Raw genomic sequence first — 25873 nt, forward strand, 5'->3', positions numbered from 1 at the left:
TCGCCCCGGAAAAACCTTGCGGTCTCCTCATCTTCCGGGATCGGCTTGCGACACTGCCCCTGCCGTCGGAAAAGCTCCGTCTGCCGCAGGGATGCCTTGCTTCTGTCCTTGTTTGCGGCTCCTCCTCTTCGTTCAGGGAAAGGTTGCCAGATATGCGATTATATCGGCGCGCTCCTGATCCTTGCGCAGTCCCGCAAAGGTCATCTTCGTGCCGGGTAGAAAGCCCTTCGGATTCGTCAGAAACTCCGCAACGTTTTCGGGCGTCCAGGTAAGTCCGGTCTCGGCTGCCTTCGTCATAGCCGGCGAGTAGGCGTAGCCGTCGATCTTGCCGGCCGACCGGCCGATTATCCCGTTCAGCAAGGGGCCGGCCTTCGACTTGGCATCCGGACCTACCGCATGACAGGCCTGACACTTGCGGAAGACTTTCTCGCCTGCCCCGGGATCTCCAATCGAGGGATCAAGGGCAAGTGCCGGCGCAGTCGCACCAAGAATTCCGCCAAGCAGGACGGTAGCGGTCAGTACGGTACCAAGTCTTGAAGCCATTCTTTCCTCTCCCTTACGCGGCATTCAGCCGCTCTGCATGCCAGCGCACGTGGTCTTCGCCGAAGCTCGCCACGAAGTAATAGCTATGATCGTATCCCGCTTGCAGCCGCACGACGCCGGCCTGCCGCCGCTCCGCCAGCAATAGGGCCATCGCCTCCGGCTGCAGCTCGGTCAGAAACTGGTCTGCAGCGCCCTGGTCGATCAGGATATCGCCGTGCCAGCCGAGTTCGTTGAGCAGCAGGCAGGCGTCATAGTTGCCCCAGTCGGCCTCGTCGTCGCCGAGATAGGCCGAAAACTGCTTGCGCCCCCAATCGGACCGGGTCGGGTTCACGATCGGCGCGAAAGCCGAAACGGAGCGGAACAGTTCCGGATTGCGGAAGGCTATCGTCAGGGCGCCGTGGCCGCCCATCGAGTGCCCGGTGATGCCGTTGACGCCGTTGAGGGGGAACTGCTCCTGCAGCAGGGCGGGCAATTCGGCGACGATGTAGTCATACATGCGATAGTGCGGCGACCAAGGCTTCTGCGTCGCGTTGACATAGAAGCCCGCACCCTGGCCGAGATCATAGGCCTCGTCATCGGCCACGCCGTCGCCGCGCGGCGACGTGTCGGGGAAAACCAGCGCCAGCCCCTGCTCGGCCGCATGCCGCTGCAGGCCCGCCTTGATCATGGCATTCTCATGGGTGCATGTCAGGCCCGAGAGATACCAGAGGAGAGGCACGGAGCGCGTCCGCGCCTGGGGCGGCATATAGAGGCCGAATGTCATCTCGACACCGCAGACCTCGGACGTGTGACGGTAGACCGACTGGGTACCGCCGAAACATTGGCTTTGCGTCGCAAGTTCCATTTTCGCGCTCAATAGAGGACCACCGAGCGGATGCTTTCGCCGGAATGCATGAGTTCGAAACCTTTATTGATGTCCTCGAGGGGCATGGTGTGGGTGATCATCGGATCGATCTCGATCTTGCCCTCCATGTACCAGTCGACGATCTTCGGGACGTCGGTGCGCCCGCGCGCGCCGCCGAAGGCGGTGCCCATCCAGGTGCGGCCGGTGACGAGCTGGAACGGCCGGGTCGCGATCTCCTGGCCGGCGCCGGCAACGCCGATGATCACCGACTTGCCCCAGCCGCGATGCGAGGCTTCGAGCGCCTGGCGCATCACGCGGGTGTTGCCGGTGCAGTCGAAGGTGTAGTCGGCGCCGCCGATCTGGTCGGCGCCGCGCTTCGTCAGGTTGACGAGATAGGGCACGATGTCGTCGCCGACCTCCTTCGGATTGACGAAATGGGTCATGCCGAACTTCTCGCCCCAGGGCTTCTTGTCGTTGTTCAGGTCGACGCCGATGATCATGTCGGCGCCGGCGAGGCGAAGCCCCTGGATGACGTTGAGGCCGATGCCGCCAAGGCCGAAGACGATCGCCGTCGAACCGATCTCGACCTTGGCGGTGTTGATCACCGCGCCGATGCCGGTGGTGACGCCGCAGCCGATGTAGCAGATCTTGTCGAAGGGGGCGTCCGGATTGACCTTGGCGACGGCGATCTCCGGCAGCACGGTGAAGTTCGCAAAGGTCGAGCAGCCCATATAGTGGTGGATCTTGTCGCCATTGAGCGAAAAGCGCGAGGTGCCGTCCGGCATCAGCCCCTGCCCCTGGGTGGCGCGGATGGCGGTGCAGAGATTGGTCTTGCGGCTGAGGCAGGAGGGGCAGGAGCGGCATTCCGGCGTATAGAGCGGGATGACGTGGTCGCCCTTCTTCACACTGGTGACGCCGGGACCGACGTCGACGACGATGCCGGCGCCCTCATGCCCGAGGATCGCCGGAAACAGCCCTTCCGGATCGGCCCCCGAAAGCGTGAAATCGTCGGTATGGCAGATGCCGGTCGCCTTCACCTCGACCAGAACCTCGCCGGCCCTGGGGCCCTCGAGCTCGACTTCAGTCACGACAAGGGGTTTTCCGGCCTCGACGGCCAGAGCAGCGCGAGTGCGCATGGATACCTCCGGTTACTACATTATGTCTGGGGCCTTGTGGGGCCTTGTGCACAGATTACAGACGGGCCAAAGCACAAAGACAATTGCGACCTTAGTGTGTAAAACGCGACCTTTGGCTTCTCCACCGGTCGCCCTATACTGACACCCCTGAGAACACGGAGACATCACGGATGAGAGTCGCCTGTCATGCGTCAGGCCACCTGCGCGGTTTGGCGCTCGGTCTGGCGCTATGTCTGACGCAAGCCCCCGGCGTCGCAGCCGCCATGGATTTTTCCGATCCGGATTGGCCCTGTATCCAGCGCAAGGTCCAGAATCTGTCCGCGAGCCTGATGTGGCCCGCACCGGTGACCCGCACGCCGCTGTCGCCCGAAGCGAAGGACCTCGTGGAAACCTTGTCGCTTCGCCGGGTCAGCCTCGAAGAGGCCGACGCGCATGTCCGCGCCTTCGCGGAGCGGAACAGCCGGGTCGACGGTCAACTGCTCGGCAACATCTTCTACGGCGTGTTCGACAATATCGCCGAAACCCGCCAGCGGCTGATCGCAGGGATCGCCCGATATTCCCGCAGCCAGATCGCCCTCTCGTCCCGTATTGAAGGCGCCCGGGTCGAGATGGCGAAGCTTTCCCGGGAAAAGAGCCAGGATTTCGACCGTATCGACAAGCTGGAGGAGCAGATAGACTGGGACGAGCGCATCTATCGCGAACGCTCGCAGGCGCTCACCTATGTCTGCGAGACGCCGGTGCTCCTGGAAAAACGCGCCTATGCCATTGCCCAGATTCTGCTCAAGCACATCCCGGATTGACCGGTCCAACCCGTTGAAATCCGTTCCACACTTTTCCTGGAAGTGATTTGAAAGTACTTCAGGGATCCCACTCCAGCTCCGTATAGGCGGCCGTGGCGTTACGCGGATTGTAGAGATCGAACAGACGCCAGCGGCCAGCCTCGCTTCGGCCTATGACCTCGCTTGCCGGCCCAAGGGCCAGACCCTCATCGAGCGCCTTGCGCGTGTCGGACTCCAGGACACGGAGGTAACGTTCGACTGGCTCGGCCGCCTGCGGCCACTCGAGCAGCGGCCCTCCATGGCCGGGCACGACCTGGCGTGCGCCGAGCTCCTTCATTTGCGAAAGAACGGAAAGCCAGCCGCGCAACGAGCCGTCGAGGGCCGGCGTGTGCGTGTCGAACAGCAGGTCGCCGGCGAAGAGGATAGCGGAAGTCCGGTCGAGCACAGTCAGATCGGAGGCGGTATGCGAGGACGGCCACGCGCGCAGCTCCAGTATCCGGCCGCCGAGGTCGATCACCTCCTCCTGCGCTATTGCCCGATCCGGCACGGGTACGCGGCTTCCCAGAAATCCCGCCTCGCCGATCAATCGGGAATAGTTCGCTCGATAGCTCTCGGCCCGGTCGGCAAGCGCCCGCGGCAGGTTGGCCTGGCCGAGGATCGTCGCGCCGGCCTCGCGAAGCGGTTCGGCGCCGAAAACGTGGTCCGGATGCATATGCGTGAGGATCAGGTGGCTGATCGGCAGGGAACTTCGCTCGCGGATCGCCAGATAGATATCCTCGCCCAGCTTGCGCGCGCCGCCGGAATCGATCACGGCGATGCTGCGCGATCCGATGATGAAAGCGATGTTGGAAACGTCGCCGCCATTTTCCGGGTCCGGTTCCGCCACCCGGCCGCGATGCACGAAGACTCCCCGGGCCGCCTCGCTGAAGGCGAGGGTCGAGGCAGGCCTCGGGGCGCAGAATGGCGGTTTCTCCGTCCAGTGGCCCGGCTGACGGGCAACCGGACGCAGCGCATGTTCGCACGCCGTCTTCGTGTCCGCCGAAAAGCCGGGCAGCAGTGCTTCACGGCAAGTCTGACTTACCTGCGGCGCTCCGGAGCCGGCCGCCGCAATGAGGCACATCGTCACGAACGCTTCGAACACTTCCAGCCTCCCCTTGCCGGCGACAACAGCGGCCTTTGTATTGTCTCGGCCGGCAGTCGGATACAATTGAACTCGAACCTTTTGCAGCAAAGCCTGTGGCCGCGGGTCGAAGCAGACAACACATCCGAAAGGCTCGGTTCTGCTCTCGACCATCTCGTCCTATGCTTGCGGGAGCCGTGCCCTGTCCTGCGAAAGGGGTTTGAACCATGAAGCTTATCTTCGCGTTTCTTCCCGTCATGCTGGCGGCAGGCTTCGCGTCGGCCGAGCCGGCGAAGCCGGACAACCCGCTCGTAGAGAGTTCTACCTGGCAAGACCTGAAAGGCGATATCGTCGGCGAGGCGGCCGTTTTGAACGGCGCCGCTCTGTTTTCCGTGGAGGCTCCCTACCGCGCCAACGACGCGGCAACGGTGCCTGTCACCATCGAGCAAACGGACCCGTCGGCGGGCCCCATCGAATCCATCAAGCTGGTGATCGACGAGAACCCTGCGCCGCTCGCCGCCGAGATCCGCTTCGGCCAAGCGATGGCGCCGCTCAAATTCGAAACCCGCGTCCGCGTCAACCAGTATTCCAACATCCGTGCCGTTGCCGAGACGCCACAGGGCCTTTTCATGAACGGCCGCTTCGTCAAGGCCTCCGGCGGCTGCTCGGCGCCGGCCACCAAGGATCCCGTCGCGGCCCTCGAGGGCATGGGAGAGATGCGGCTGAGGCTCTTCGACGGGGCCGCGGCGGCGGCATCGAAAGCGGAAGCCCGCCGCGAGGCGCAGATCATGATCCGCCACCCGAACTATTCCGGCCTGCAGCGAGATCAGATCACGCAGCTCTTCATCGGCGCGAAATTCATCAACGAGCTGGTCGTGAAACAGGGGGACGAGCTTCTGTTCAAGCTGGAAGGCGGGATCTCGATCAGCGAAAATCCGGTGTTCCGTTTCAGCTATACCGACAATGGTGCCCCGGCCTTCACGGTCCACGCCGTCGATACGGACGGCAATGTCTTCGACCGCGTCCTGCCGAAGACGCCGCCCGCCTGAATGAGGGCCGCTGTCCCTTCGACGAGAACCGCTACAGGCTTTTCCTGGAAGTACTCTAGAAACACAGCATCTCCGCCTCCGCCTGAGCGCGTCTCAGATCCGCTACCATGGTGCGCGACACCGCAGCCGACTTGAACATCGACAGTTGCTCGCCGCTTCCCTGCTGGAGAGACAAGACCGTTTCGGCCCGAACATATTTGTCATAGGGGAGGATCGAGGCGATCGTGTCGATCGAGCAGGCGCATTTGCTCAACACCTCGCGGCTTTGCCCATTGGCTGCCATGCAGCCGAAAACATAGTCGGCTCTCGCCTCGGTCGGGTAGTCGTTCAGGCGCTCCGACATGCTCTGCCCGCCTGCGGGGACCGCCGCTACCGCGATTGCCAGTGCCGACAGGGCGGCGCGCATCATGGCCGACCCTCCGCAGCTTCTTTCAAGGTGATCGCGTGGGAGTAGCCGGCCCCCGGCCCGCCTGCCGCCGAAGGTACGGTGGCGACCAGCGAATAATACCAGCCGGGAATGTCTTCCGACACGGTAACTGCGAGCGACAGTTGCGAGACCCGCCCCATCTGTTCGCGCGCCCTGTCGTGCTCGAACGGCCGGATCGTCACCTCGCGCGCGGCGATCTCGCGGTTGCGATAACGCAGCGATACCGGCTCGATCTGCGCACTCCGCAACAGGGCTTCCTTGATGCGGTTGCGCATATAGAAGGGGCTGCCGCCCGATTGTGCCGCAAGATCCGAAAGCACGCTTTCGAGAAAATACATGATCAGGGGATTGCCGACCGAACTGGGATAGTTGCCAAGCCCCCGGGACGCGCTGCCCTGATAGAGCGTCATCGAGACATTGTCGCCGGCTCCGAGCTTCAGGCCGACCGTGAAGCTGCCGCCTCTCTGCCCTGCATCCGCCCCGGACACGATCTTGTCGTAGACGAGCGTGCTCTGCGCAGCGTCGGATCCGCCCTTTGCCGCGTCCAGCCCCTGCAACGCCGCCGAATGGAAGAGAAGCTCGTAGGTTTCCGCAGCAGCCACCGGTCCGTGACCCGGTCCAAGCAAGAATAGGGCGATCAGGAGAAATATGCGCATCGCGGATCTACCGTCTGATTGAAGCCACCGTTTACCGGCATGGAGCCTAGCAGTGGCTCCGGCAATGTCATCGGCGACCTTTGTCTGTGTTTGCCCTACGCAACGCGGGTCCGGGTCTTCCAATCGATCAGCGCCCTGAGCCGCACCAGTTGCACCGGTTTGGTGAGCACGACAAAGGACATTTCGTTGCAGAGCTGCAGGAATTGCCGCTGCCGGTTGGCGGAAATGATGATTGCCGGGATTTCCGCGCCTGCAAGCGCGCGCAGAGTGCGGATCGTTTCGATGCCGTTATCGTCATCGTCCAATTGATAGTCGACCAGCAAAATGTCGGGCGCCGTTCCGATTTCCTGCATCAGGGCCGCCGCATCGGCAGTCGAGCCCGCGGCCAGAACGCTGGCTCCCCAGCTTTCCAGAACCTGTGTCATCGCGTGAAGTTCGTCGGCATCGTTTTCGACGATCATCACGATCAGATCCAGGCTGCCGTCGAGCGTCGGTTCCATTCTCGGATCCTCGCTGACGCTGGCACGGCCGGGCACGGCCAACGGTAGCTCGATCGAGAAGACCGAGCCTCGGCCGGGCCGTGAGGCCAGCCGGATGGGATGGTCGAGATGCCGGCATGCGCGCTCGACGATCGACAGGCCAAGTCCCATGCCGGGGCCCTTCGCCGCGCCACTGGCCCGGGTAAACTCCTTGAATATTCGTGTGCGATCCTCCTCGGATATTCCGACACCGGTATCCCAGACTTCTATTCGCACGGCATCGCCGGTCAGCCGGCACCCGACCAGCACCCGGCCGCGCTCCGTATATTGAATGGCGTTCACCACGAGGTTCTGGACGCAGCGCATCAGGTAGCGCTGATCGCTGCTGACCCAGCGCGAGGAGGGTACGATACGAAGATCGATCCCTCTCTCCGTCGCCAAAGGTGCCAGATCTTCGGCCACGCCCTGCAGCAGGTTTCCGAGATTGAACGAGGTGACGTTGAACTCGGCTCCCGAACTGTCGAGGCGGGAAATGTCGAGAAGCGCCTGCAGGAGCGATTCGATGGAGGTGAAGGATCGCTTCAGACGACTCACGACTTCTTCCCTGCCCGGCTGCCCCGCCTTGTCCGTCAACATCGAAAGGTAGAGCTTCGCGGCGTTGATCGGCTGAAGGAGGTCATGGCTGGCCGCTGCCAGAAAGCGAGTCTTGGATGTGTGAGCTGCTTCGGCGGCCTCTTTGGCGTGCCGAAGTGCCGCCTCGATCTTGGTCTGCTCGTCGGCGTGGATCTGCAGCAGGCGATTGGCCTCGGTCAGCTCGGCCGTCCGCTCCTGTACGCGTTGCTCCAGAAGCGCCGAGGCCTGGGTCTCCGCGGTCACGTCCATGATCGAGACTATGAACCCGTCGTCGGGCAGAGAATGGATGCGGATGTCGAGGCTCATCCCGTCGCGGCGGCGGAAACGCTCCTGGACCGCCTCGCCGCGGCGCACGGCCTTGAACCAGCCGGCGACCCTGGATCGGCGTCCTTCGCCGTCGAGAATCTCGTGGCGTTCGACATGTTCGACGATGCGCTGAAAGGGACTTCCCTTTTTCAGGAGCGAAAGCGGCACGCCGAGAAGCTCGCCGAACCGGCCGTTGCGGACCAGCAATTCGCCGCCCGATGAAAACGTGCAGATGCCGAGCGACATGTGATCGAAGGCCGCTTGCAGGAGATGGGACTGTTGGTCGATCAGGCGATTCTTCTCGCGCCGGTTCTCCCGCACGATATCGGTGATTTCGGTCTGCAGGACCGTGATGTTGCCGGAACTGGTCTGCCGGTAGGAGATCTGGAACCAGCGGTCGTTCCGCAGCACCATCACGAAGGACGAAAAGCGTTGGCCGGATCCCTGCTCCTTCGCCACGGGCTGTGGCCGACCGACAACGCCATTTTCCTCCCGGTTCAGATACTTGCTTGCATTGACGGCTGCGAGATAGTCATTGAAGCCGAGGCCGGGCTTGATCAGCGGCTCGACGTCGGGCAGCAAATTTCGGAATTGGGCGTTGCATACCTGCAGTCGCTCTTCGGAAAAGAGCGCGAAGCCGTCCTCCATCGCCACCATAGCGTCTGCAAGGTTTCTCTGGATTCGCTCCTGCGCCTGGTAGGCGACCTCGAGCTCGCTCGAGGCCCGGTCGAGCGTGTCGAGGGCCTTTTCGAGATCTTTGGTCTTTTCCCAGACCTTCGCCTGGAGGGCGATGGCGGATTCGAAGAGCGAATAGGCCGAACCACCCACTTCGTGGCCGCGCTCGGCCCGGTTGACCAGGGCCTCGATGATCTTGGCCTGCTTGGCGATCTGGAGTTCGTAGGGTTCGTTCGGATCGATCATAGCGGAGCGCCTTCCTTCGGCCGGAAAAAGGCGACGCCGACAAAGGTCTGGTTCACGTGCACGCCGAGATGCTGTTCGCCATAGGTGTTGAAGCCGACGACGCGGCGCTGCCGCAACTGCTCGGATACCTCGCTATCCAGCCCCTTCCGCTCGATCTCGAGCTTGCGCAGATAGCAGTCGAAACCCAGGATAAAGTCCGGCGCTTCGCCATCATGGCCGCTGACCGCCAGCCCCGCCTCGAGCGTGCGGATGATTTCCTTGCCGCGGCCGAGCCGCAACAGGAGACCATCGTCGATCGCCGACAGGAAGGTGAGCCCATGCTCCCCTTGAATCTGCTGAATCGCGCGGACGTGATAGAGATTGCCGTTGCGCACCAGAACCGGATTCTCGGCGAAAACCATCGGGGACAATTCGCCGACCGGGACCTTGACGAGCCGGGCATATTCCTCCGCCGCCGGCGAGCCGTTGATCTCCAGGACCAGTCGTTCCTCCGGGACGGCGCGCGTCACCACCATGCGCTGGTCGGTAGGTTGAAAATGGTCGAAGCCGAGACCGCTGAATTCCAGATCGGTCTCAAGCAGCAGGAGGAGGGCGGCATTGCTGTGGAATTCACCGTTGCGAAGCACCTGCGTGCGCTGGAACCGAAGCCCGTCGCCGGCCGAGCCGCCAAAAACGGGAATGTCTTTCAGTCCCGCCTCCAGGGCCGCCACCAGGATATCCTCCTGCTTGGACAGTCCGTCTGCGAATATCAACGCCAGCCGCTTTCGGCCCGGCGTCACGCGGAACTGGGTGGCCAGCCGCTCCGTCTGGGAAACGATATCGGCAATCGAGACCGGAGAAATCGGCTGGAACAGGATCGAGGCCACGCGGAAATGATGCCGCTGGAAGGCGACCGCCAGCAAAGTGTCGTTTTCATAGCCGCGCGGCGTGATCTGGCCGGCCGTCGTGCAGCCGAAGACCACCGTGTTCGGCAACGACTTCCGAAGGGCTGCGGCAAGGTCGTCCGGCTGTAGCCTGTTCGGCACGAACAGGAAGATGAAGCTCGGCCTGGCCGTGGCGAGCTGCCGTCTGATTTCAGCAAGAGCAGTGAACGCATCATCGGCACGTGACGTCGCAAGCCGCACCGCCTCCGCCGGTTTGCTGTCAAGATCATCGACAGCGGTCATGCACCGTCACCCTCCACTCCCATTCCGACACGCCGGCACGCTTCACTGCAGGCTGTGACGGATCGATACTTCGCGTACCAGCATCGCGGCCTGGGTGCGATTATGGACACCCAGCCGACGCAGAAGCGCTGTGATATGCGCCTTGACGGTTGCCTCGGCCAGTTGCATTTCGTAGGCGATCAGCTTGTTCGGCATGCCTTCGCAGATCAGGCTCAGAATACGGGTCTGCTGCTGCGACAGATGGGCGATCTTGCGTGAGATCGTTTCCACCGACTGGTCCGTGGCCGTCGCACGCGCCGGCCCCGCATAGCCCGGCGGCACATAGGTCTTGCCGTTCCAGATGTCCTGCATCGCCTCCTGGAAATCGTGACGGTCGATGTCCTTGGGAATGAACCCCGCAGCACCGGCAGCGATGACCGATTGAACGACGTCCTTCGACGTGAAGGCGGAGATCACGATGACCGGGATATCGGGCATTTTCTCCTTGATTTTCAGAAATCCGCTCAGGCCTGACGCATCGGGCAAGTTCAGATCGAGCATGATCAAATCGGGTGAAAAGCGCATCCTGAGCTGCTGCAGCGCCTCACTCAGCGAAGTCGCCGTTCTGATCCGGCGCGTATTGAAGGTACTTTCCATCGTCGCGGCCAGAGCATCGCAATAGAGCGGATGATCATCGATCACCAGGGCCGACTTTATCGAAGGCGAATGAACGGGCAAGGCTGTCCGTGGCATGGTTCTCCTCCCGAGATATCTCAAGGCCCTCGGAGCGACTCGAAGTCGTTCCGACATCACCTAAAATATCTCTCTCCCGGGCCGTCGCACTCTCCCCAGCACGACGCGAATCGTTGTCGCATAGTTTTCCACCACGGGCAATTCCCGAGATTTGACATGCGACGTATTCTGCCCGCGATGCGCTCAAGAGCGCCTGTTCCGGAGTGCCCGGGCTCAGGCGGACCGGCTCGCATCTGCGAGCCTGCATCGCCATTTCTTGACGCGAAGCGCCGGATGCTGCTCGGACCATTCGGCGATGTAAACGGCAGACTGGAACATGCATTGATTCAAGGACCTCAAGTCCTGAAACCGCAGCGTTTCCTCCCGGCACTTTTCGGGCGCCGATGCAAGGCACACGGTCAGTACGAGCGTTACCGGATCCATGGCTTCTCCCATTCCGGATGGAGTCTCCGCGCGGGCTAATATAACCGTCAACGCGTGAATGCGCCAGCCGCCGGCCAGAAGGGGCTCGGATTTCACCCCCCGCATCCGGACGAACGGCCCTGCCTGCTTCTGATCGCGACGGGACGATGCGAGCCGATTGCGCGCTGGTCTTCCTCGACGTCTTGCCAGGCGCGCCACGCTCCTTCACGGACCAGTGGGAGCCCTGCGCATGCGCAAGGACAAGGTGAATCTCGCGGTGCATTACCGGGTCGAAGCGGCTTAAACCATTCATTGCCGCATTGCGAGAAGAACCCGTTAGCAGATTTTCCCGTCTGTCCTACCGGCTCCTGCATGCGGTCCTGAGCATATGGATGAATTCGCTTGCCGGGGAGGCCACCCGCGGCTTCCAATGTCCGGAAGGTCCAGCCGCTGTCCCCGCCGGCGAGATCCTGAAACACGATACGAGTTGCGCGAGCCGTTCCGCTTCGGAATAACCGATGACCGCAAGATCGCCGGGAGTGCGCACACCCATTTCGGCGGCCAGGTTGAGCAGGGTGATCGCGTCAAGGTCGCTCCAGCAGACGACGGCGCGCGGCCTCTTGGCGTCTGCGAAAAACGCGCGCAGGAACTGCTCGCGCCTCGGGGGGATGTTGCCGTAGCCGCGGTCCAGGGGCGCCTCGATGGCCAGCTCCGCCCCCCGCCGCTCTTTCTGGCGTTCAGAAGGCCAGAACTTCCACAGCATCGTTTGCCGGTTCATGGCGTGCCGACTGCACCAGCACGAAGTCCTTTCCCGGCATATTTGTAAATTTAAATTGGCAAATCCTTGCAATGCATGTAGAAAATGCAACACTTAAGATAACAACAATCGGATGTGCAGCGTCTCCACATGCTTGTGATACTCGCGGATGATTTGACGGGCGCTCTTGATTCGGCTGCCCCTTTTGCAGGCCGCGGCCTTCATACGGAAGTCGCCCTCGCCCTGGACGCCGTGGATGCTGCAATCGCGGACCGTCCGGACATCCTCGCAGTCAACGTGCGCTCCCGCGAGATTTCCCCGGATGAAGCGCGCGAGGCGACGTCCGGCGTCCTGAAACAGGTTCCGGCTGATGCCCGCATTTTCAAGAAGGTCGACTCGCGGCTGAAGGGCAATATCGGGGCCGAACTCGACGCTACCCCTTTTTCCCGCGCGCTTGTCGCGCCGGCCATCCCCGATTTCGGCCGTATCGTGGTCGCCGGCCATGTCCAGGGGTTTGGCGTAGAGGCGCCGATTCCGGTCGCCGAAAGGCTCGGCCGGCATTCGGATCGGGTATTGATACCGGATACGGTGTCTCGCAAAGACATGCTCGCCGCCTTGGCAGGCGCCGAGACGGCCGGCTGCGACCTCATGATCGGCGCGAGAGGCCTTGCCGATGCTCTTGCCCATCGGATGACGGGTCTTGAAGCGCTGCCGCTGATACCGCTGCCCCGGCAGCCTGTCCTGATCGTCGTCGGATCGCGGGACCCGATCACAGTCGAGCAGGTCGACGTGCTGCGGGAAAACCACCCCACCGAATATGTCCCCGCCGCCGGAGGCAAGGTGCAGCAGCCGAGCGCTCCCGCAACCGGATCGGTGACCATCATTCAGGCGATCGAGGGCGAAACGCCGCTCGGCCCGGCCGAAGTCTCCGCCAACCTGGCCGATAGCGTCGTTCCGGCTTTCACCGGCGGGGCCGCGACCCTGCTTCTTACAGGTGGTGCGACAGCCGAGGCAGTGCTGGAAAGGATGGGCGTTTCCCGGTTCCGCCTTCTGGGCGAATGCATGCCCGGGATGGCGCTGGCCTTTGCCGGTGGCCGCTATATCATCACCAAATCCGGCGGCTTCGGCGGGCCGGATACGCTGAGTGACATCGCAAGGCAAATCATGGGGGAGGCGAGATAGACGATGGGACTGCAGGAAGGGACCCCCCGCAAGGGCCTGCCCGACATCGTGTTCGAAAGAATGCACCGCGCGATCAAGTCCGGGGCCTACAAGCCGGACGAGCGTCTGCCGACGGAGCATGAGCTGGCGACGGAGTTCGAGGTATCCCGGCCGATCGTCCGGGAAGCGTTGAGGCGCCTCCGGGAACAGGGGCTCATCTATTCCCGGCGCGGCGCCGGCAGTTTCGTGCGCGCCGTGGGCCTTCGCGAGCCGCTCGGTTTCGGCCAGCTGGAAAACGTCGCCGATCTCCTGAACTGCTATGAATTCCGGCTGACGCTGGAGCCTGCGGCCGCGGCCGCGGCGGCGCTCCGGCATGACGAGACGAGTCTCGCATCGATCCGCCGGGCGCTGGAACTGCTGCGCGACGCCACGAACCGGCAGTCCCACCGGGAGGATGCCGACTTCCAGTTCCATCTTGCGATCGCCCGCGCGGCCCAGAACAGCTACTTTTCGACCGCCATGGAGGCGCTGAAGGAGCACATCGCCGTGGGCATGAAGTTCCATGGCATCTCGGTCAAGCGCGAGGCAAGCGGCCTATCGAGGGTTTTCGCCGAACACGAGGCGATCGCCGATGCCATCGCCGCCGGCAATGCCGAAGAGGCCCGCATGCTGATGCTGAAGCATCTGACGGGATCGCGCGACCGCCTGTTCCTGGCCTCGCAGTAGCGGCAGAACCGGCCGGGGAAGGCGAAGGGAAGGAAGCATCTTCGACGAGAATTACCCCCGTCCCGTGCTGCTTGGACTAAACACTTAGAACGCCGCCCGATAGACCTCCAGCACATCCGCCTCGCTCATCTCGACCGGATTGTTGTCCATCAGCCGCCGGATCGCGTGCGCATCCGCGGCGAAGCGCGGCAGGTCGGTCTCCTTCGCGCCATTGGCGGCCAGAGACATTTCTATGCCGAGACCGGCGCAGAAACCTTTCGCGGCCGACAGCAGATCGCGTTGCGAGAGACCCTGCCCAAGCCCGAGGGCATCCGCGACTTCCGCCGTCTTTGCCGCGACGGCCGGCTGGTTGAAGGCGAGCACATGCGGAAAGATGATCGCGTTGGCGAGCCCGTGCGGCAGATGCAGGAGCGTGCCGAGCGGATAGGATATGGCGTGCCCGGCTGCCGTGTTGACCGGACCAAGACATATGCCGCCATAATAGGAGGCCAGCATCATGCCCTCGCGCGCTTCGGTATCTTCGCCGTCGCGCACGGCACGGGCGAGATATTGGCCGACCAGATTGAACCCCATCCGGGCGAAGCCGTCGATCATCGGATGGGCTTTGCGGTTGGTGAAGGCCTCGACGCAATGGGCCATGGCGTCCACTCCGGTCGCCGCGGTGACCGCAGCCGGCACGCTGTAGGTGAGTTCCGGATCGAGCACGGCGAGATCGGCGATCATGTGCGGACTTTCGACCGCGATCTTGCTGCCCTTGCCCGGATCGGTGATCAGCGAACGGATCCCGGCCTCCGAGCCAGTGCCGGCGGTGGTCGCGACCTGCGCCAGACGGATATTGCGGCCGGCGACGCGATCGGGCCCGGCGACATCGGCGAGCGATTGGCCGGAATCCCAGAGCACCGCGACCAGCTTGGCGACATCCATCACCGAACCGCCGCCGAGTCCGACGATCAGTTCCGGACGGGCTTTCCGCGCCGCTTCAAGCGCCGCCTCGAGTGTCGCGATATCCGGTTCGCCGGGAATGGCATCGAACAGGGTGATCCTGCCCGAGAGCTGCAGACGATCGGCAAATCCGGAAGTGACCGACGTCGCGATGACGAGCGTCGAGGCAACCTCGCCGGCCCACGCGCCGACCTGGCCGATGCTCCCGGCGCCGACGACGAGGCGGCGCGGCTGATGAATGGTGATCATGACGCTGCCTTTCTGCTTGCCCGGCCGGCCACGAGTTTGCGCGCATAGGCGATCGCGGAGTTCAGATTGCCGTGATTGGCGATGCCCTTTCCGGCGATATCGAAGGCTGTGCCGTGATCGACGGAGGTGCGGTCGATGGAGAGGTCCACGGAAACGTTGACCGCGGTATCGAAGGCAACCAGCTTGATCGGGATATGACCCTGGTCGTGATATTGGGCGACGACCAGATCGAAACTTCCCGAATAGGCGCGGTGGAACACGGTGTCGGCCGAGATCGGCCCCTGCACATCGATGCCTTCTTCACGCGCGGCTAACACAGCGGGCCCGATCTGATCGTCGTCTTCCGTGCCGAACAGACCGTTCTCGCCGCAATGCGGATTGATGCCGGCGACGGCTATGCGCGGGCGTTCATAACCGATGCGCTTCAGATGCGCGTCGCCGGCGCGGATCGTGGCAAGCACCCGCTCGGTGGTGGCGCGGCTGATCGCTTCCTTGAGCGACACATGGGTGGAGACATGAATGACCTTGAGGCGCTCGGAGGCGAGAAGCATATAGGCGGCGTTCGATCCGGTCAGACTGCGCAGCATGCCGGTGTGACCGTCGTAATGATGGCCGGCCATGTTGAGCGCTTCCTTGTTGATCGGCGCCGTGACGATGCAGCCGATCTTACCGGCCTCGGCATCGCGCACTGCGCGCTCGATGAAACGAAAGGCAGCGTCGCCTGCAACTGCCGAAAGGCTCCCCCAGGCGAGCGGCGCGCCCTCGACCGGAAGGTCTACGACATTGGGCAGAAGATCGACCGCGAGCCCAAGCGCCTCCCTTGCAGCCTCAAGCGTCGCGAGATTGCCGTAGATGCGCGTCGCCTCGCGGTCCGACACCGGCATTTCAGCGAGCGCCCGGACCGTGATCTCCGGTCCGACGCCGCAAGGGTCGCCCATGGTGATGCCTATGATTTCGCTCATCTGTTTCTCCCCTCGTCCGCCCAACCGGGAGGCAGACGGACATATTTGATCGCGCGCCGATGGAAGGTGTAGGCGATATGCAGGCTGCCATCGTCTCCCTCCAGAAGCCACGGATAGGACATTTCCTTGTTCTGGCCATCGGTGGAATTGTTGGAAAGGCAGGTCCCCGGTCCGTCCTCGATCACGATCCGTTCCGGGAAGGTCCGGCCATCGTCGACCGACAGGCAGACGCTCACCGGCGCCCTCGGCACGCCCCAGATCGGCACGCATCCGCCCGAAGGGTCGGCTTCCGGCCGGCCGTCGTCGTCTCCGAGCTCGTCGTAAAGGGATGCGCGGCGATCGGCCGAAAGCGCCGCATTCACGGGGTTGCAGATCATCGCCAGCCGACCGTCCTTGAGCCTGATGACGGCGATCGAAGAGTTGTTGTTCGGCACGTCGGTCGGCACAGGCCGGCCCCATGTCCGCCCGCCGTCGGCGCTCTCGACGCGATAGACATGATCCGCCTGGCGGCGGCGGAAGAAGGCTGCGTAGGCGGTATCGCCGACGGCCACCGGGCTCATGTGCACGCAACCGATGGAGCCGTCGAGATCGGCAAGCTGCCAGCTTCGGCCACCATCGGTCGAAATGCCGACAGCCGCATTGTCGTGGCTGCCGTTCCACTTCTGGCCGGGGCGCTGGATGCAGCGGAAGATCGGCATAAGCCAGGCGCCGTCATCTCTGATAACGAGCGGCGCGCGAATGAAGCAGCCGCGCGGCAGTTCGAGATAACGTCCCTCGGATGCCTCAAGTTTTGTCGGATCGGCAGCGTCCCTTTCGATTGCGGCCATACGGATGCGGCATTCGTCCTGGTTGCCCGAAGGCTGTGAGGTGTGGAATAGCCAGAGCCGCCCGTCAGGCGCCGTGAACAGCACCGGGTTCTGCTCGGAGTGGTCGGCATCGAAGCTCAGCCTCTGCGGCTCGCCCCATTCAGTGGCACCGGGAGCGAATACCGACGCGAAGATCGAAATGTCGGATTTCCCCTCGAGCGTCCCACCGAACCAGGCACAGACGAGGCTTCCGTCCTCGAGCCTGTGCAAGAAGGCCGCGTGGTTCTGCACCATGGGCGAGGGCAGAAGCGATTCCAGTCGTCCTCCACCGGCCTCCCGGAGCTTGCCGCTCATTGCGTTTGCGATTTCGTCAGGCGTCATGAATGCCTCCTGTTGCATCGGACAATCGCTAAATTTTGCAAGTTGTCAAGTTTTCTATTCGCCAAAAGCCTATCATGACGCGATTGACTGCGCATATAATTCGCTGTTTTCATTAGTGCTTTTTGATGTAGAATTTTTTCACTCATGAATGCCGTCGAAAATAATTTGACAAACTTAGCAAGAAATCGGATGGTCTGGGCAATTCGGGCGGCAGAAGGACGCCCAACGGCGAGGAGGCTGCTCGCCACCGATGCTGCATGGAGAGCGGCGCACCGGAGTCGCCCCAGACACGAGATCCAAGAGGGAGGAGAATGCAAATGAAGAGAACATTGATTTTGGGAGCCCTGATGCTGGGCTCCGCGCTCGCCCCCGCCTTCGCGGCATCGGGGCCGATCAAGATCGTCCTGCCGGAAGAGGCGGACCTGCTTGAACCCTGCATGGCCACGCGCTCCAACATCGGGCGCGTCATCATGCAGAATGTCAGCGAGACCCTGACCGAGCTCGACGTTCGGGGCGACAGGGGACTGATGCCGCGTCTGGCGGAAAGCTGGGAACAGAAGGAAGACGGCAGCTGGCGCTTCAACCTGCGCAAGGGCGTGAAGTTCTCCGACGGCACGGATTTCAACGCCAAGGACGTCAAGCACAGCTTCGACCGCGTGATGAGCGACAAGAACGCCTGCGAGTCGCGTCGCTATTTCGGCGGCATGAACATCAAGATCGATGTCGTCGATGACACCACCGTCGATTTCACGGTCGATCCGGTTCAGCCGATCCTGCCGCTGCTCCTCTCGCTGCTGACGATCGTGCCGGAAGAGACGCCGATGGAATTCGTTCGCGAACCCGTCGGCACCGGCCCCTACAAGCTGACGGACTGGACGCCCGGGCAGCAGATCGTGCTCTCCGCCCGTGACGACTACTGGGGCGAAAAACCGGAGGTCACGGAGGCCACCTATCTGTTCCGCGCCGATCCTGCGGTCCGCGCCGCCATGGTCCAGACGGGCGAAGCCGATCTTTCGCCGTCGATCTCGCAGACCGAAGCGACGAACCCGGCCACTGACTTTTCCTACCTCGACAGCGAGACCGTCTATCTGCGCATCGACCACAATATCGAGCCGTTGAACGACGCCCGTATCCGTCGCGCTTTGAACCTTGCAATCGACCGCGAAGCCTTCCTCGGTACGCTGGTGCCCGACAGCGCCGTCCTCGCCACCGCGATCGTTCCGCCGCCGACGCTCGGCTGGAACCCCGACGTGAAGGTCTTCCCCTACGATCCCGAGCAGGCCAAGAAGCTCATCGAGGAGGCCAAGGCCGATGGCGTCAAGGTAGACACACCGATCACCATCATCGCACGCACCGCGAACTTTCCGAACGTGACCGAGATCATGGAGGCCATCCAGGCGCAGCTGCAGGAGGTCGGGCTTAAGGTCGAGCTCAAGTTCGTAGAAGTCGCCGAGCACGAAGTCTATTATTCGAAGCCTTTCAAGGAAGGGCGCGGCCCCCAGCTGGTTGCCGCGATGCACGACAACTCGAAGGGCGACCCCTCCTTCTCGATGTTCTTCAAATACGACTCCGAAGGCACGCAGTCGGGCTTTTCCGATCCGAAGGTCGACGACATGATCGCCCGCGCCTCGGCGGCCGTCGGCGACGAACGCGCCAAGCTCTGGTCGGAGCTCATCGCCTATGTGCATGACGAGGTGGTGGCAGACGTGCTGCTGTTCCATATGGTCGGTTTCTCGCGGGTGTCCGAGCGACTGGATTTCAAGCCGACGATGGCGACGAATTCCATGCTGCAGCTCTCCGAGATCAAGATCAAATGATCTGAACCGCGGACGAGCGGCCATCCGAACGAAGACCTTCCGGCGGCGGGACCCCCGCCGCCTCATGCAAAATCGAGGGCTGCCATGCTCAGATTCATCCGCCAACGCGCGCTCGCAAGCCTGATCTCGCTTATCGGCCTGATCGTCATGGTATTCTTCCTGTCCCGGATGACCGGCGACCCGGCGGCCCTGTTTCTGCCCGTCGAAGCCTCCGCCGAGATGAAGGAGCAGTTCCGCGAGCTGCACGGACTGAACGATCCGATCCTCGTCCAGTTCGCCCGCTATGTGGGGGACGTCGCCACCGGCGACCTCGGTGAATCCCTGCGCAAGGCCCGCCCTGCGCTCGATGTCGTCCTCGAAGCCTTCACCTGGACTCTCTGGCTTGCCGTCATCACGATGGCCCTGGTCACGGGAGCGGCTATCGTCGTCGGTTCGCTGGGCGCCTTCCGCTCCGGCGGTTTCTTCGACCGACTGTCCTCGATGGTCTCGCTCATCGGTGCGTCGGTCCCGGACTTCTGGCTGGCGATCGTCGCCATCGTCATTTTCTCGATCAACTTCGCGATCCTGCCGACATCCGGCACCGGATCGGTCGTGCACTGGATTCTGCCGATCGCGGTGCTCTTCGTCCGCCCCTTCGGGATCATCGTCCAGGTGGTGCGCGGCTCCATGGTTAGCGCGCTGTCTTCGGCCTATGTGAAGACCGCGCGGGCCAAGGGCGTGAAGTCCGGGCCGATCATCTTCATCCACGCGCTGCGCAATGCGATGCTGCCCGTCATCACGGTGGTCGGCGATCAGGCGGCGAGCCTGTTGAACGGCGCGGTCGTAGTCGAGACGATCTTCGGCTTTCCCGGCGTCGGCAAGCTCATGATCGATTCCATTCTGCAGCGCGATTTCAACGTGGTGCTGGCGGCGATCCTCGTCACCGCCATTGCGATCTTCCTCATGAACGTGCTGATCGACCTCGCCTATGCGCTGCTCGATCCGCGAATCCGGCACTGAGGAGGCAACGGACCATGACCCTGGCAACCACCGATAATGTCATCGCCGCAGAGCCGTCCTTCCCGGTCCGCATGATGCGCATGCTGCTGGCGGACAAGTTCGCGCTTTGCGCGGCGATCTTCCTTCTCGTCGTCCTCGTCATAGCCCTCATCGGCCCGGCCTGGCTGGGCGACCTCGCGACGAAGCAGAACCTGCGCGGCCGCAACCTGCCGCCATTCGACTGGACCCGCACCTGGGTCTGGTGGATGGGGGCCGACGCGCTCGGCCGTCCGCTCTTCGCCCGCATCATCGTCGCCGCCCAGAACACCCTGATGGTCGCCGCTGGCGCCGTGATCCTCTCCTCGGTGATCGGCACCGTTCTCGGCCTCATCGCCGGCTTTTCCTCGCCGCGCATGAGCCAGATCATCATGCGTCTCGCCGACGTGATCATGTCCTTTCCGTCTCTGCTGATCGCAGTGATCGTGCTCTATGTGCTCGGCTCCTCGATCCTCAACCTCATGCTGGTGCTCGCCATCACCCGCATTCCGGTCTATCTGCGCACCACACGCGCCGAAGTGCTGGAGATCCGCGAGCGCATGTTCGTCCAGGCTGCCCGCGTCATGGGCGCCTCCAGCAAGCGCATCCTCTTCCGCCATATCCTGCCGGTCGTGCTGCCGACGCTGACGACGCTCGCCACGCTCGATTTCGCCTATGTGATGCTGGCGGAGAGCGCGCTGTCCTTCCTCGGCATCGGCATCCAGCCGCCGGAAATCACCTGGGGCCTGATGATCTCGCAGGGGCGGCAATATCTGACCAACGCCTGGTGGCTCTCCTTCTGGCCCGGCCTTGCCATCATTCTCACCACCATGTCGCTCAATCTGCTGTCCAACTGGATGCGGATCGCGCTCGATCCGGTACAGCGCTGGCGTCTCGAAATGAAGGGCGGCAAAAATGGCTGAACATCTGCTCGAGGTCCGTAACCTCTCCGTCGAGTTCCACACCGCGTCCGGCGTGGTCCATGCCGTGAAGTCGATCTCCTATCACCTCGACAAGGGCGAGACGCTGGCGATTCTCGGCGAAAGCGGTTCCGGCAAGTCGGTGTCCTCCGCGGCGATCATGAACCTCATCGACATGCCGCCGGGCCGCATCAGCGCCGGCGAAATCCTGCTCGACGGCAGGGACCTGCTGTCGATGCCCGCCGAGGAACGGCGCAAGATCAACGGCCGCCGGGTCGCCATGATCTTTCAGGATCCGCTCAGCCATCTCAATCCGGTCTACAGCGTCGGCTGGCAGATCTCGGAAGCCATGACCACCCATGGACTCGCCGCCGGCAAGGCGCGCGAGGAAGCCCTGCGCCTGCTGGGCCGAGTCGGGATTCCCGACCCGGAGCGGGCAATGCGCAAATACCCGCACGAATTTTCGGGCGGTCAGCGCCAGCGCGTCATGATCGCGATGGCGCTGGCGCTCCGGCCGGATCTCCTGATTGCCGACGAACCGACGACCGCGCTCGACGTAACCGTGCAGGCGGAAGTGCTGAAGCTTCTGACGGAGCTGCAACGCGAAACGGGTATGGCGGTGCTCATCATCACCCACGATCTCGGCGTGGTCTCCGAGATCGCCGACCGGGTCGTCGTGATGGAAAAGGGCGTCCTCGTCGAAGCGGGAACCGTGCGCGAGATCTACAAGAACCCGCAGCATCCCTATACGCAGAAGCTCATAGCCGCCGCCCCGGGCAAGGGCGTTATGCACGAACCCGGCACCCGCGCCGAACCCCTGCTCAGCGTGCGCGACGTGCGCAAGACCTACGGCTCCTTCGAAGCTCTGAAGGGCATCTCCTTCGATCTGATGGCGGGCGAGACCATGGCGGTGGTCGGAGAAAGCGGCTCCGGCAAGTCGACGCTTGCCCGTGCCCTGCTGCGTCTCGACGAGCCGGACAGCGGCACGGCGCTCTGGAAGGGCCGCGACCTGTTCACGCTGCCGCCGGCGGAGCTCTACAAGCTCAGGCGCGACCTCCAGATGGTGTTTCAGGACCCGACCCAGTCGCTCAATCCGCGCATGACGGTCTACCAGCTGATCTCCGAGGCCTGGGTGATCCACCCGGACATCCTGCCCAAGGCAAAATGGCGCGGGCGCGTGGCCGAGCTCCTGGTGCAGGTCGGCCTTTCGGCCGAGCACATGAGCCGCTATCCGCACCAGTTTTCGGGCGGCCAGCGGCAGCGTATCGCCATTGCCCGGGCGCTGGCGCTCGAGCCGGAGCTGATCATCTGCGACGAGGCCGTTTCCGCGCTCGACGTATCCGTGCAGGCGCAAGTGATCGAGCTTCTCGACAAGCTGCGCCGCGAGATGGGGATCGCCTTCATCTTCATCGCCCATGACCTCCCGGTCGTTCGCGATTTCGCCGATTACGTCATGGTGATGCAGCAGGGAGAGGTCGTCGAGCTCGGCACCGTCCGCGAGGTCTTCGATACGCCGCGGCAGGCCTATACCCGCGCCCTTCTCGCGGCCAGCCTCGATCCCGATCCGGATGCAAAGGCCGACCACCTCGCATCGGTGCCGGCCGAGGCTGCCGACATTCTCATCCCAAAGCGGAGTCACTGATGTCCAAGAAAGCCTTCGTCGCCCTCGTCACCTGCTTCAACGAGGACGAGACGATCAATTACGAGGCGACCCGTGCCCAGGTGCGCCGTCAGGTCGCCGCCGGCAACAACATCATGTGCGCCGGCACCAATGGCGATTTCACCGCGCTCACGCACGAGGAGAAGATCCGCCTTACCGAGGAAGTGGTCGACGAGGTCGGCGGCCGCGTCGATGTCATCGTCAATGCCGGCATGCCCGCGACCTTCGAAACGCTGCAGCTCGCGCGCGCCTTCGACCGCATCGGCGTCAGCGGCATCGCCGTCATCACCCCCTTCTTCATCGCCTGTACGCAGGACGGCCTGATCCGGCACTTCTCGACGGTCGCCGATGCCGTAGAGACACCGGTCTATCTCTATGACATTCCCTCCCGCACCCAGAACCACATCGAGCCGGAAACGGCGCTGAAGCTTTCAGCGCACGGCAATATCGCCGGGATCAAGGATTCCGGTGGTGCGCAGGATACGCTCGAGGCCTATCTGCAGGTGGCGCGCGACGTGCCGGGCTTCGAAGTCTATTCCGGCCCCGATCATCTGGTTCTCTGGTCGCTGCAGAACGGTGCGGCCGGCTGCATTTCCGGCCTCGGCAACGCCATGCCGGAGGTGCTTGCCGGTATTCTCAACGCGTTCAACAACGGGGACACGGCCGAGGCGGAACGCCAGCAGGCAATCTACACAGCCTTCCGCACCGAACTTTATGCCCTCGGCTTCCCGCCCGCTTTGGTCAAGCGCTCGCTCTACCTACAGGACTCCTCCGTCGGCGCTTCGCGCCAGCCGGCGCTGCTCCCGAACGAGAAGCAGGACGAAAGTATCCGGGAGATTCTGGTGCGGCACCAGCTGCTGTAAGAGCGGTTCCCCTACCCGTTCATCTCGAAGCTCTCGTTTACCGGACCGGTACAGGACCGACCCGGCAGTCAGCATTGCACGCCAACATGCATGGTTACCGGCCCGACAGGGCCCTCGACGGCGAAAATGAAGGAATTTCTCATGGGAGCGAGCCGCAAGCTCTCGTGATTTAGAGCACTTCCAGGTCCGTGACCGCGTGATTTCAGAATGTGAGATCATCCGCCGACCGGAGCAAGGCGAAGGCCTCGTCGATCGTCGGCATTACGCGCCCGGCCCCGCGCCGCGCAACCGCCAATGCACCGAAAGCGTTGGCCAGCCGGCAGCATTCCTGTCTCGTCATGCCGGCGAGGCGCCCATGGATGTGCCCGGCGGCAAAGGCGTCGCCGGCCCCGGTGGTATCGACGACATCTGCCGGCAGCCAGGAGGCGCTTTCCCGTCCCTGAGCGTCATAAAGCCATGACAGTCCCTCTTTCGCCTTCACGGCCACACGTTTTACGCCGAGGTCAAGGAGGGTGCGAACCGCCTCGTCCAGATCTATCCCGGACGGTTTGCCTGCGAGCGGGGACAAATCCGTATCGGCGAGTACGATCGTGTCCAGGCTTGGCAGCAGGGGCCTGACGCCCGACGCTAGCTCCGAAACGACACCGCCCGGAATGTCCAACGTGATCGGAATGCCCCGTGCGACGGCCATGTCGATTGCATATTCGGCGGCGTCGGACTGCGGGCTCTGCAGCAGGGCGTAGCCGGATAGATGGAAGAGTTCCGCGGCATCGAATACCGCGTCACTGAATGCGCCCGGTGAAAGTTGCACGTTGGCGCCCCGATAGGCGAACATCGTGCGCTCGCCGGTCCTGCCGACGGCCACGACATTGATTTGGGTCGGCTCTGCGTCGTCGCGACCGATCCAACCGGTGTCGATTCCCTCCGCCCGCAGATCGGAAAGGGCCTTATCGCCCCAGGCATCATTCCCGAGCCTGCCGATCAGCCGGCAACGGTGCCGCGACCGCGCAAGGGCAATGGCCGTGTTCGTCGCGGAACCGCCGAGAGCCGTTGTCTGGGCGGTCGCTATCGCCTCGCCGCCTTCGGCGGGATAGGCGGGGACATCGAGCACCACGTCGATGTTGATATCTCCAAGCAAGACGATAGCGGACATGTGGCTGCCTTAGAGCACTCCCAAGGTCTTTTCGTGGAAGCGCATAGCTGCAAAGAATCAGATTTCGATATGCATCTGCTCGATCGCCCGGTCCACATCGGCGATGATGTCGTCGATATGCTCGATGCCGACGGAGAAACGCACGAGCCCGTCCACGACGCCCATTGCCTCCCTCTCCTGGCTCGGAATGTCCAGGAAGGCCATGGTGGCGGGCACCTGCGTGGTCGTTCTGAGCCCTCCGAGGCTTGCAGCAAAGCTGCAAAGCTGCAGCCGCTTCAATAGCCGAACGCCCGACGCCTCGTCATCGACCTGGAATGAGAGCATCGCCCCGCCGCCGCGCAACTGCTTGCTGGCGGATACGTGGTTCGGATGCGAAGGCAGGCCGGGATAGAAGACGCGCTTGACCCTGGGGTGAGCCTCGAGATGCTTTGCGAGCGCCAGCGCATTTGCGCATTGCTTCTCCAGGCGCAGTGCCAGGGTCTGCGCCCCGCGCAAAAGCAGCCATGCATTGAAGGGCGAAAGCGGCGCTCCCAGCTTGTTTAACGTGTTCCAGCGCACGTCTTCGAGCCAGTCGGGCGGCAGGATGTCGGACTTGAGAGTGATGACTCCGCCCACCGCATCATTATGTCCGCCGATGAACTTGGTCGCGCTCTCGACGACGACGTCGACGCCGAAATCATGCGGCCGGCAGACCGCCGGCGACGCAAAGGTATTGTCGCAGATCACCACGATGCCGCGCGCATGCGCCAACTCCACGAGCGCCTTCAGCGGCGGCACCTTCATCGTCGGATTGGCGATGGCCTCGACATAGAGCACCTTCGTTTCTTCCGTAAGCGCATTCTCGACCGCCCTCACATCGGTGCAGTCCACCAGGCTCACCTTAAGCCCGAAATCCTGGGCGCGATGATCGAAGAATTCATGGGTACTCGAATAGGTCGTCAGATCCGCGACGATATGATCGCCGGCCTTCAGAATGCCGAACAATGCATGCGAGATCGCCGCCATTCCCGATGCGGTTGCGAGGCACGCCGTGCCGCCGGTGAGCTTGGCGATATGTTCTTCGAACCTGTACTCCGTCGGATTGCCGCAGCGCGAATAGATATTCACTTCCTTGCGCGCCCCGGCGACGATCCGATCGTAGATGTCCCCCTCATATTGGAAATTCGCCGACATATAGATCGGGTAGCTGATCGACTGGGAATGTTCCTCCGGCGCGTAGAAGACGGCCTGGCTTGCAAAATCGAGTTCTTTGGGGGACATCGCGACTCT

The 25873-nt window shown here is 63.0% G+C and carries 25 protein-coding genes; 9 read left to right on the forward strand and 16 right to left on the reverse strand.

Annotated elements, in window-relative coordinates; translation table 11 throughout:
* Positions 1 to 132: 132 nt before the first annotated feature.
* The 3 genes from SINAR_RS0105435 to SINAR_RS0105445 are packed head-to-tail and all read right to left on the reverse strand — an operon-like array spanning position 133 to position 2523.
* Positions 133 to 543 (reverse strand): c-type cytochrome, encoded by a 411-nt coding sequence (locus tag SINAR_RS0105435; RefSeq protein WP_027998132.1) that lies wholly within the window; start codon positions 541 to 543, stop codon positions 133 to 135.
* Positions 544 to 556: 13 nt separating this feature from the next.
* A complete protein-coding gene (fghA, locus tag SINAR_RS0105440; RefSeq protein ID WP_027998133.1) occupies positions 557 to 1387 on the reverse strand; it encodes an S-formylglutathione hydrolase in 831 nt (276 codons plus the stop codon).
* Positions 1388 to 1395: 8 nt separating this feature from the next.
* A complete protein-coding gene (locus tag SINAR_RS0105445) occupies positions 1396 to 2523 on the reverse strand; it encodes an S-(hydroxymethyl)glutathione dehydrogenase/class III alcohol dehydrogenase (RefSeq protein WP_027998134.1) in 1128 nt (375 codons plus the stop codon).
* A 170-nt stretch (positions 2524 to 2693) separates the two neighbouring features.
* Here SINAR_RS0105445 and SINAR_RS0105450 point away from each other — a divergent pair, with 170 nt between their 5' ends.
* The gene (locus SINAR_RS0105450; RefSeq protein WP_027998135.1) at positions 2694 to 3323 is read left to right on the forward strand and encodes a hypothetical protein; all 630 of its coding nucleotides are present in this window, start codon (positions 2694 to 2696) and stop codon (positions 3321 to 3323) included.
* 58 nt (positions 3324 to 3381) lie between these two features.
* On the opposite strand, the gene SINAR_RS0105455 is transcribed toward SINAR_RS0105450, so the two are convergent.
* Positions 3382 to 4443, reverse strand: coding sequence for a quinoprotein relay system zinc metallohydrolase 2 (locus tag SINAR_RS0105455; protein ID WP_027998136.1), 1062 nt, complete (start codon positions 4441 to 4443; stop codon positions 3382 to 3384).
* Positions 4444 to 4649: 206 nt separating this feature from the next.
* On the opposite strand from SINAR_RS0105455, the gene SINAR_RS0105460 reads away from it, so the two are divergent.
* Positions 4650 to 5471 carry a quinoprotein dehydrogenase-associated SoxYZ-like carrier gene (locus SINAR_RS0105460; RefSeq protein WP_027998137.1) on the forward strand — a complete coding sequence of 274 codons (822 nt, stop codon included), beginning with the start codon at positions 4650 to 4652 and terminating at the stop codon, positions 5469 to 5471.
* Between the two features lie 55 nt (positions 5472 to 5526).
* On the opposite strand, the gene SINAR_RS0105465 is transcribed toward SINAR_RS0105460, so the two are convergent.
* From SINAR_RS0105465 to SINAR_RS1000000138150, 7 genes are all read right to left on the reverse strand, one after another.
* Positions 5527 to 5880, reverse strand: a complete 354-nt coding sequence (locus SINAR_RS0105465) for a hypothetical protein (protein ID WP_027998138.1) — start codon at positions 5878 to 5880, stop codon at positions 5527 to 5529.
* A complete protein-coding gene (locus SINAR_RS0105470) occupies positions 5877 to 6554 on the reverse strand; it encodes a hypothetical protein (protein WP_027998139.1) in 678 nt (225 codons plus the stop codon). The genes SINAR_RS0105465 and SINAR_RS0105470 overlap by 4 nt, the downstream gene beginning before the upstream one ends.
* 95 nt (positions 6555 to 6649) lie before the next feature.
* A complete protein-coding gene (locus tag SINAR_RS0105475; RefSeq protein WP_027998140.1) occupies positions 6650 to 8893 on the reverse strand; it encodes a PAS domain-containing hybrid sensor histidine kinase/response regulator in 2244 nt (747 codons plus the stop codon).
* On the reverse strand, positions 8890 to 10059 hold the full coding sequence (locus SINAR_RS0105480; protein WP_027998141.1) for an FIST signal transduction protein: 1170 nt from the start codon (positions 10057 to 10059) through the stop codon (positions 8890 to 8892). The genes SINAR_RS0105475 and SINAR_RS0105480 overlap by 4 nt, the downstream gene beginning before the upstream one ends.
* Positions 10060 to 10101: 42 nt before the next feature.
* On the reverse strand, positions 10102 to 10791 hold the full coding sequence (locus tag SINAR_RS0105485; RefSeq protein ID WP_027998142.1) for a response regulator: 690 nt from the start codon (positions 10789 to 10791) through the stop codon (positions 10102 to 10104).
* A gap of 213 nt (positions 10792 to 11004) precedes the next feature.
* Positions 11005 to 11214, reverse strand: a complete 210-nt coding sequence (locus SINAR_RS1000000137670) for a hypothetical protein (protein WP_027998143.1) — start codon at positions 11212 to 11214, stop codon at positions 11005 to 11007.
* Positions 11215 to 11551: 337 nt separating this feature from the next.
* Entirely contained in the window at positions 11552 to 11971 is a 420-nt protein-coding gene (locus SINAR_RS1000000138150) for a substrate-binding domain-containing protein (protein WP_027998144.1), read from the reverse strand.
* A gap of 129 nt (positions 11972 to 12100) precedes the next feature.
* On the opposite strand from SINAR_RS1000000138150, the gene SINAR_RS0105500 reads away from it, so the two are divergent.
* Together SINAR_RS0105500 and SINAR_RS0105505 are read left to right on the forward strand one after the other, a co-directional pair.
* Complete coding sequence (locus SINAR_RS0105500) at positions 12101 to 13132, forward strand: four-carbon acid sugar kinase family protein (RefSeq protein ID WP_027998145.1); 1032 nt, start codon at positions 12101 to 12103, stop codon at positions 13130 to 13132.
* Between the two features lie 3 nt (positions 13133 to 13135).
* Positions 13136 to 13837, forward strand: a complete 702-nt coding sequence (locus SINAR_RS0105505) for a FadR/GntR family transcriptional regulator (protein WP_027998146.1) — start codon at positions 13136 to 13138, stop codon at positions 13835 to 13837.
* 84 nt (positions 13838 to 13921) lie between these two features.
* Here SINAR_RS0105505 and SINAR_RS0105510 read toward each other — a convergent pair whose 3' ends face one another.
* The 3 genes from SINAR_RS0105510 to SINAR_RS0105520 are packed head-to-tail and all read right to left on the reverse strand — an operon-like array spanning position 13922 to position 17177.
* Positions 13922 to 15028, reverse strand: coding sequence for an iron-containing alcohol dehydrogenase (locus tag SINAR_RS0105510; RefSeq protein ID WP_027998147.1), 1107 nt, complete (start codon positions 15026 to 15028; stop codon positions 13922 to 13924).
* Entirely contained in the window at positions 15025 to 15990 is a 966-nt protein-coding gene (gene pdxA / locus SINAR_RS0105515) for a 4-hydroxythreonine-4-phosphate dehydrogenase PdxA (protein WP_027998148.1), read from the reverse strand. The genes SINAR_RS0105510 and pdxA overlap by 4 nt, the downstream gene beginning before the upstream one ends.
* A complete protein-coding gene (locus tag SINAR_RS0105520) occupies positions 15987 to 17177 on the reverse strand; it encodes a sialidase family protein (RefSeq protein ID WP_027998149.1) in 1191 nt (396 codons plus the stop codon). Before SINAR_RS0105520 ends, pdxA begins: the two co-directional genes overlap by 4 nt.
* Positions 17178 to 17494: 317 nt before the next feature.
* Here SINAR_RS0105520 and SINAR_RS0105525 point away from each other — a divergent pair, with 317 nt between their 5' ends.
* From SINAR_RS0105525 to SINAR_RS0105545, 5 genes are all read left to right on the forward strand, one after another.
* Positions 17495 to 18994: an ABC transporter substrate-binding protein gene (locus SINAR_RS0105525; RefSeq protein WP_027998150.1), complete on the forward strand. Its 1500-nt coding sequence runs from the start codon at positions 17495 to 17497 to the stop codon at positions 18992 to 18994.
* Positions 18995 to 19078: 84 nt separating this feature from the next.
* Positions 19079 to 19993, forward strand: coding sequence for an ABC transporter permease (locus SINAR_RS0105530; protein WP_027998151.1), 915 nt, complete (start codon positions 19079 to 19081; stop codon positions 19991 to 19993).
* Positions 19994 to 20007: 14 nt separating this feature from the next.
* Positions 20008 to 20931, forward strand: coding sequence for an ABC transporter permease (locus SINAR_RS0105535; RefSeq protein ID WP_027998152.1), 924 nt, complete (start codon positions 20008 to 20010; stop codon positions 20929 to 20931).
* Complete coding sequence (locus tag SINAR_RS0105540) at positions 20924 to 22570, forward strand: ABC transporter ATP-binding protein (protein WP_027998153.1); 1647 nt, start codon at positions 20924 to 20926, stop codon at positions 22568 to 22570. Before SINAR_RS0105535 ends, SINAR_RS0105540 begins: the two co-directional genes overlap by 8 nt.
* Positions 22570 to 23451 carry a dihydrodipicolinate synthase family protein gene (locus SINAR_RS0105545; protein WP_027998154.1) on the forward strand — a complete coding sequence of 294 codons (882 nt, stop codon included), beginning with the start codon at positions 22570 to 22572 and terminating at the stop codon, positions 23449 to 23451. Before SINAR_RS0105540 ends, SINAR_RS0105545 begins: the two co-directional genes overlap by 1 nt.
* A 202-nt stretch (positions 23452 to 23653) precedes the next feature.
* On the opposite strand, the gene SINAR_RS0105550 is transcribed toward SINAR_RS0105545, so the two are convergent.
* Entirely contained in the window at positions 23654 to 24604 is a 951-nt protein-coding gene (locus tag SINAR_RS0105550) for a carbohydrate kinase family protein (RefSeq protein ID WP_027998155.1), read from the reverse strand.
* Positions 24605 to 24661: 57 nt separating this feature from the next.
* Complete coding sequence (locus tag SINAR_RS0105555) at positions 24662 to 25864, reverse strand: trans-sulfuration enzyme family protein (protein WP_027998156.1); 1203 nt, start codon at positions 25862 to 25864, stop codon at positions 24662 to 24664.
* Positions 25865 to 25873 lie beyond the last annotated feature (9 nt).

The organism is Sinorhizobium arboris LMG 14919, from assembly GCF_000427465.1.
GTDB classification, from domain to species: Bacteria; Pseudomonadota; Alphaproteobacteria; order Rhizobiales; family Rhizobiaceae; genus Sinorhizobium; species Sinorhizobium arboris.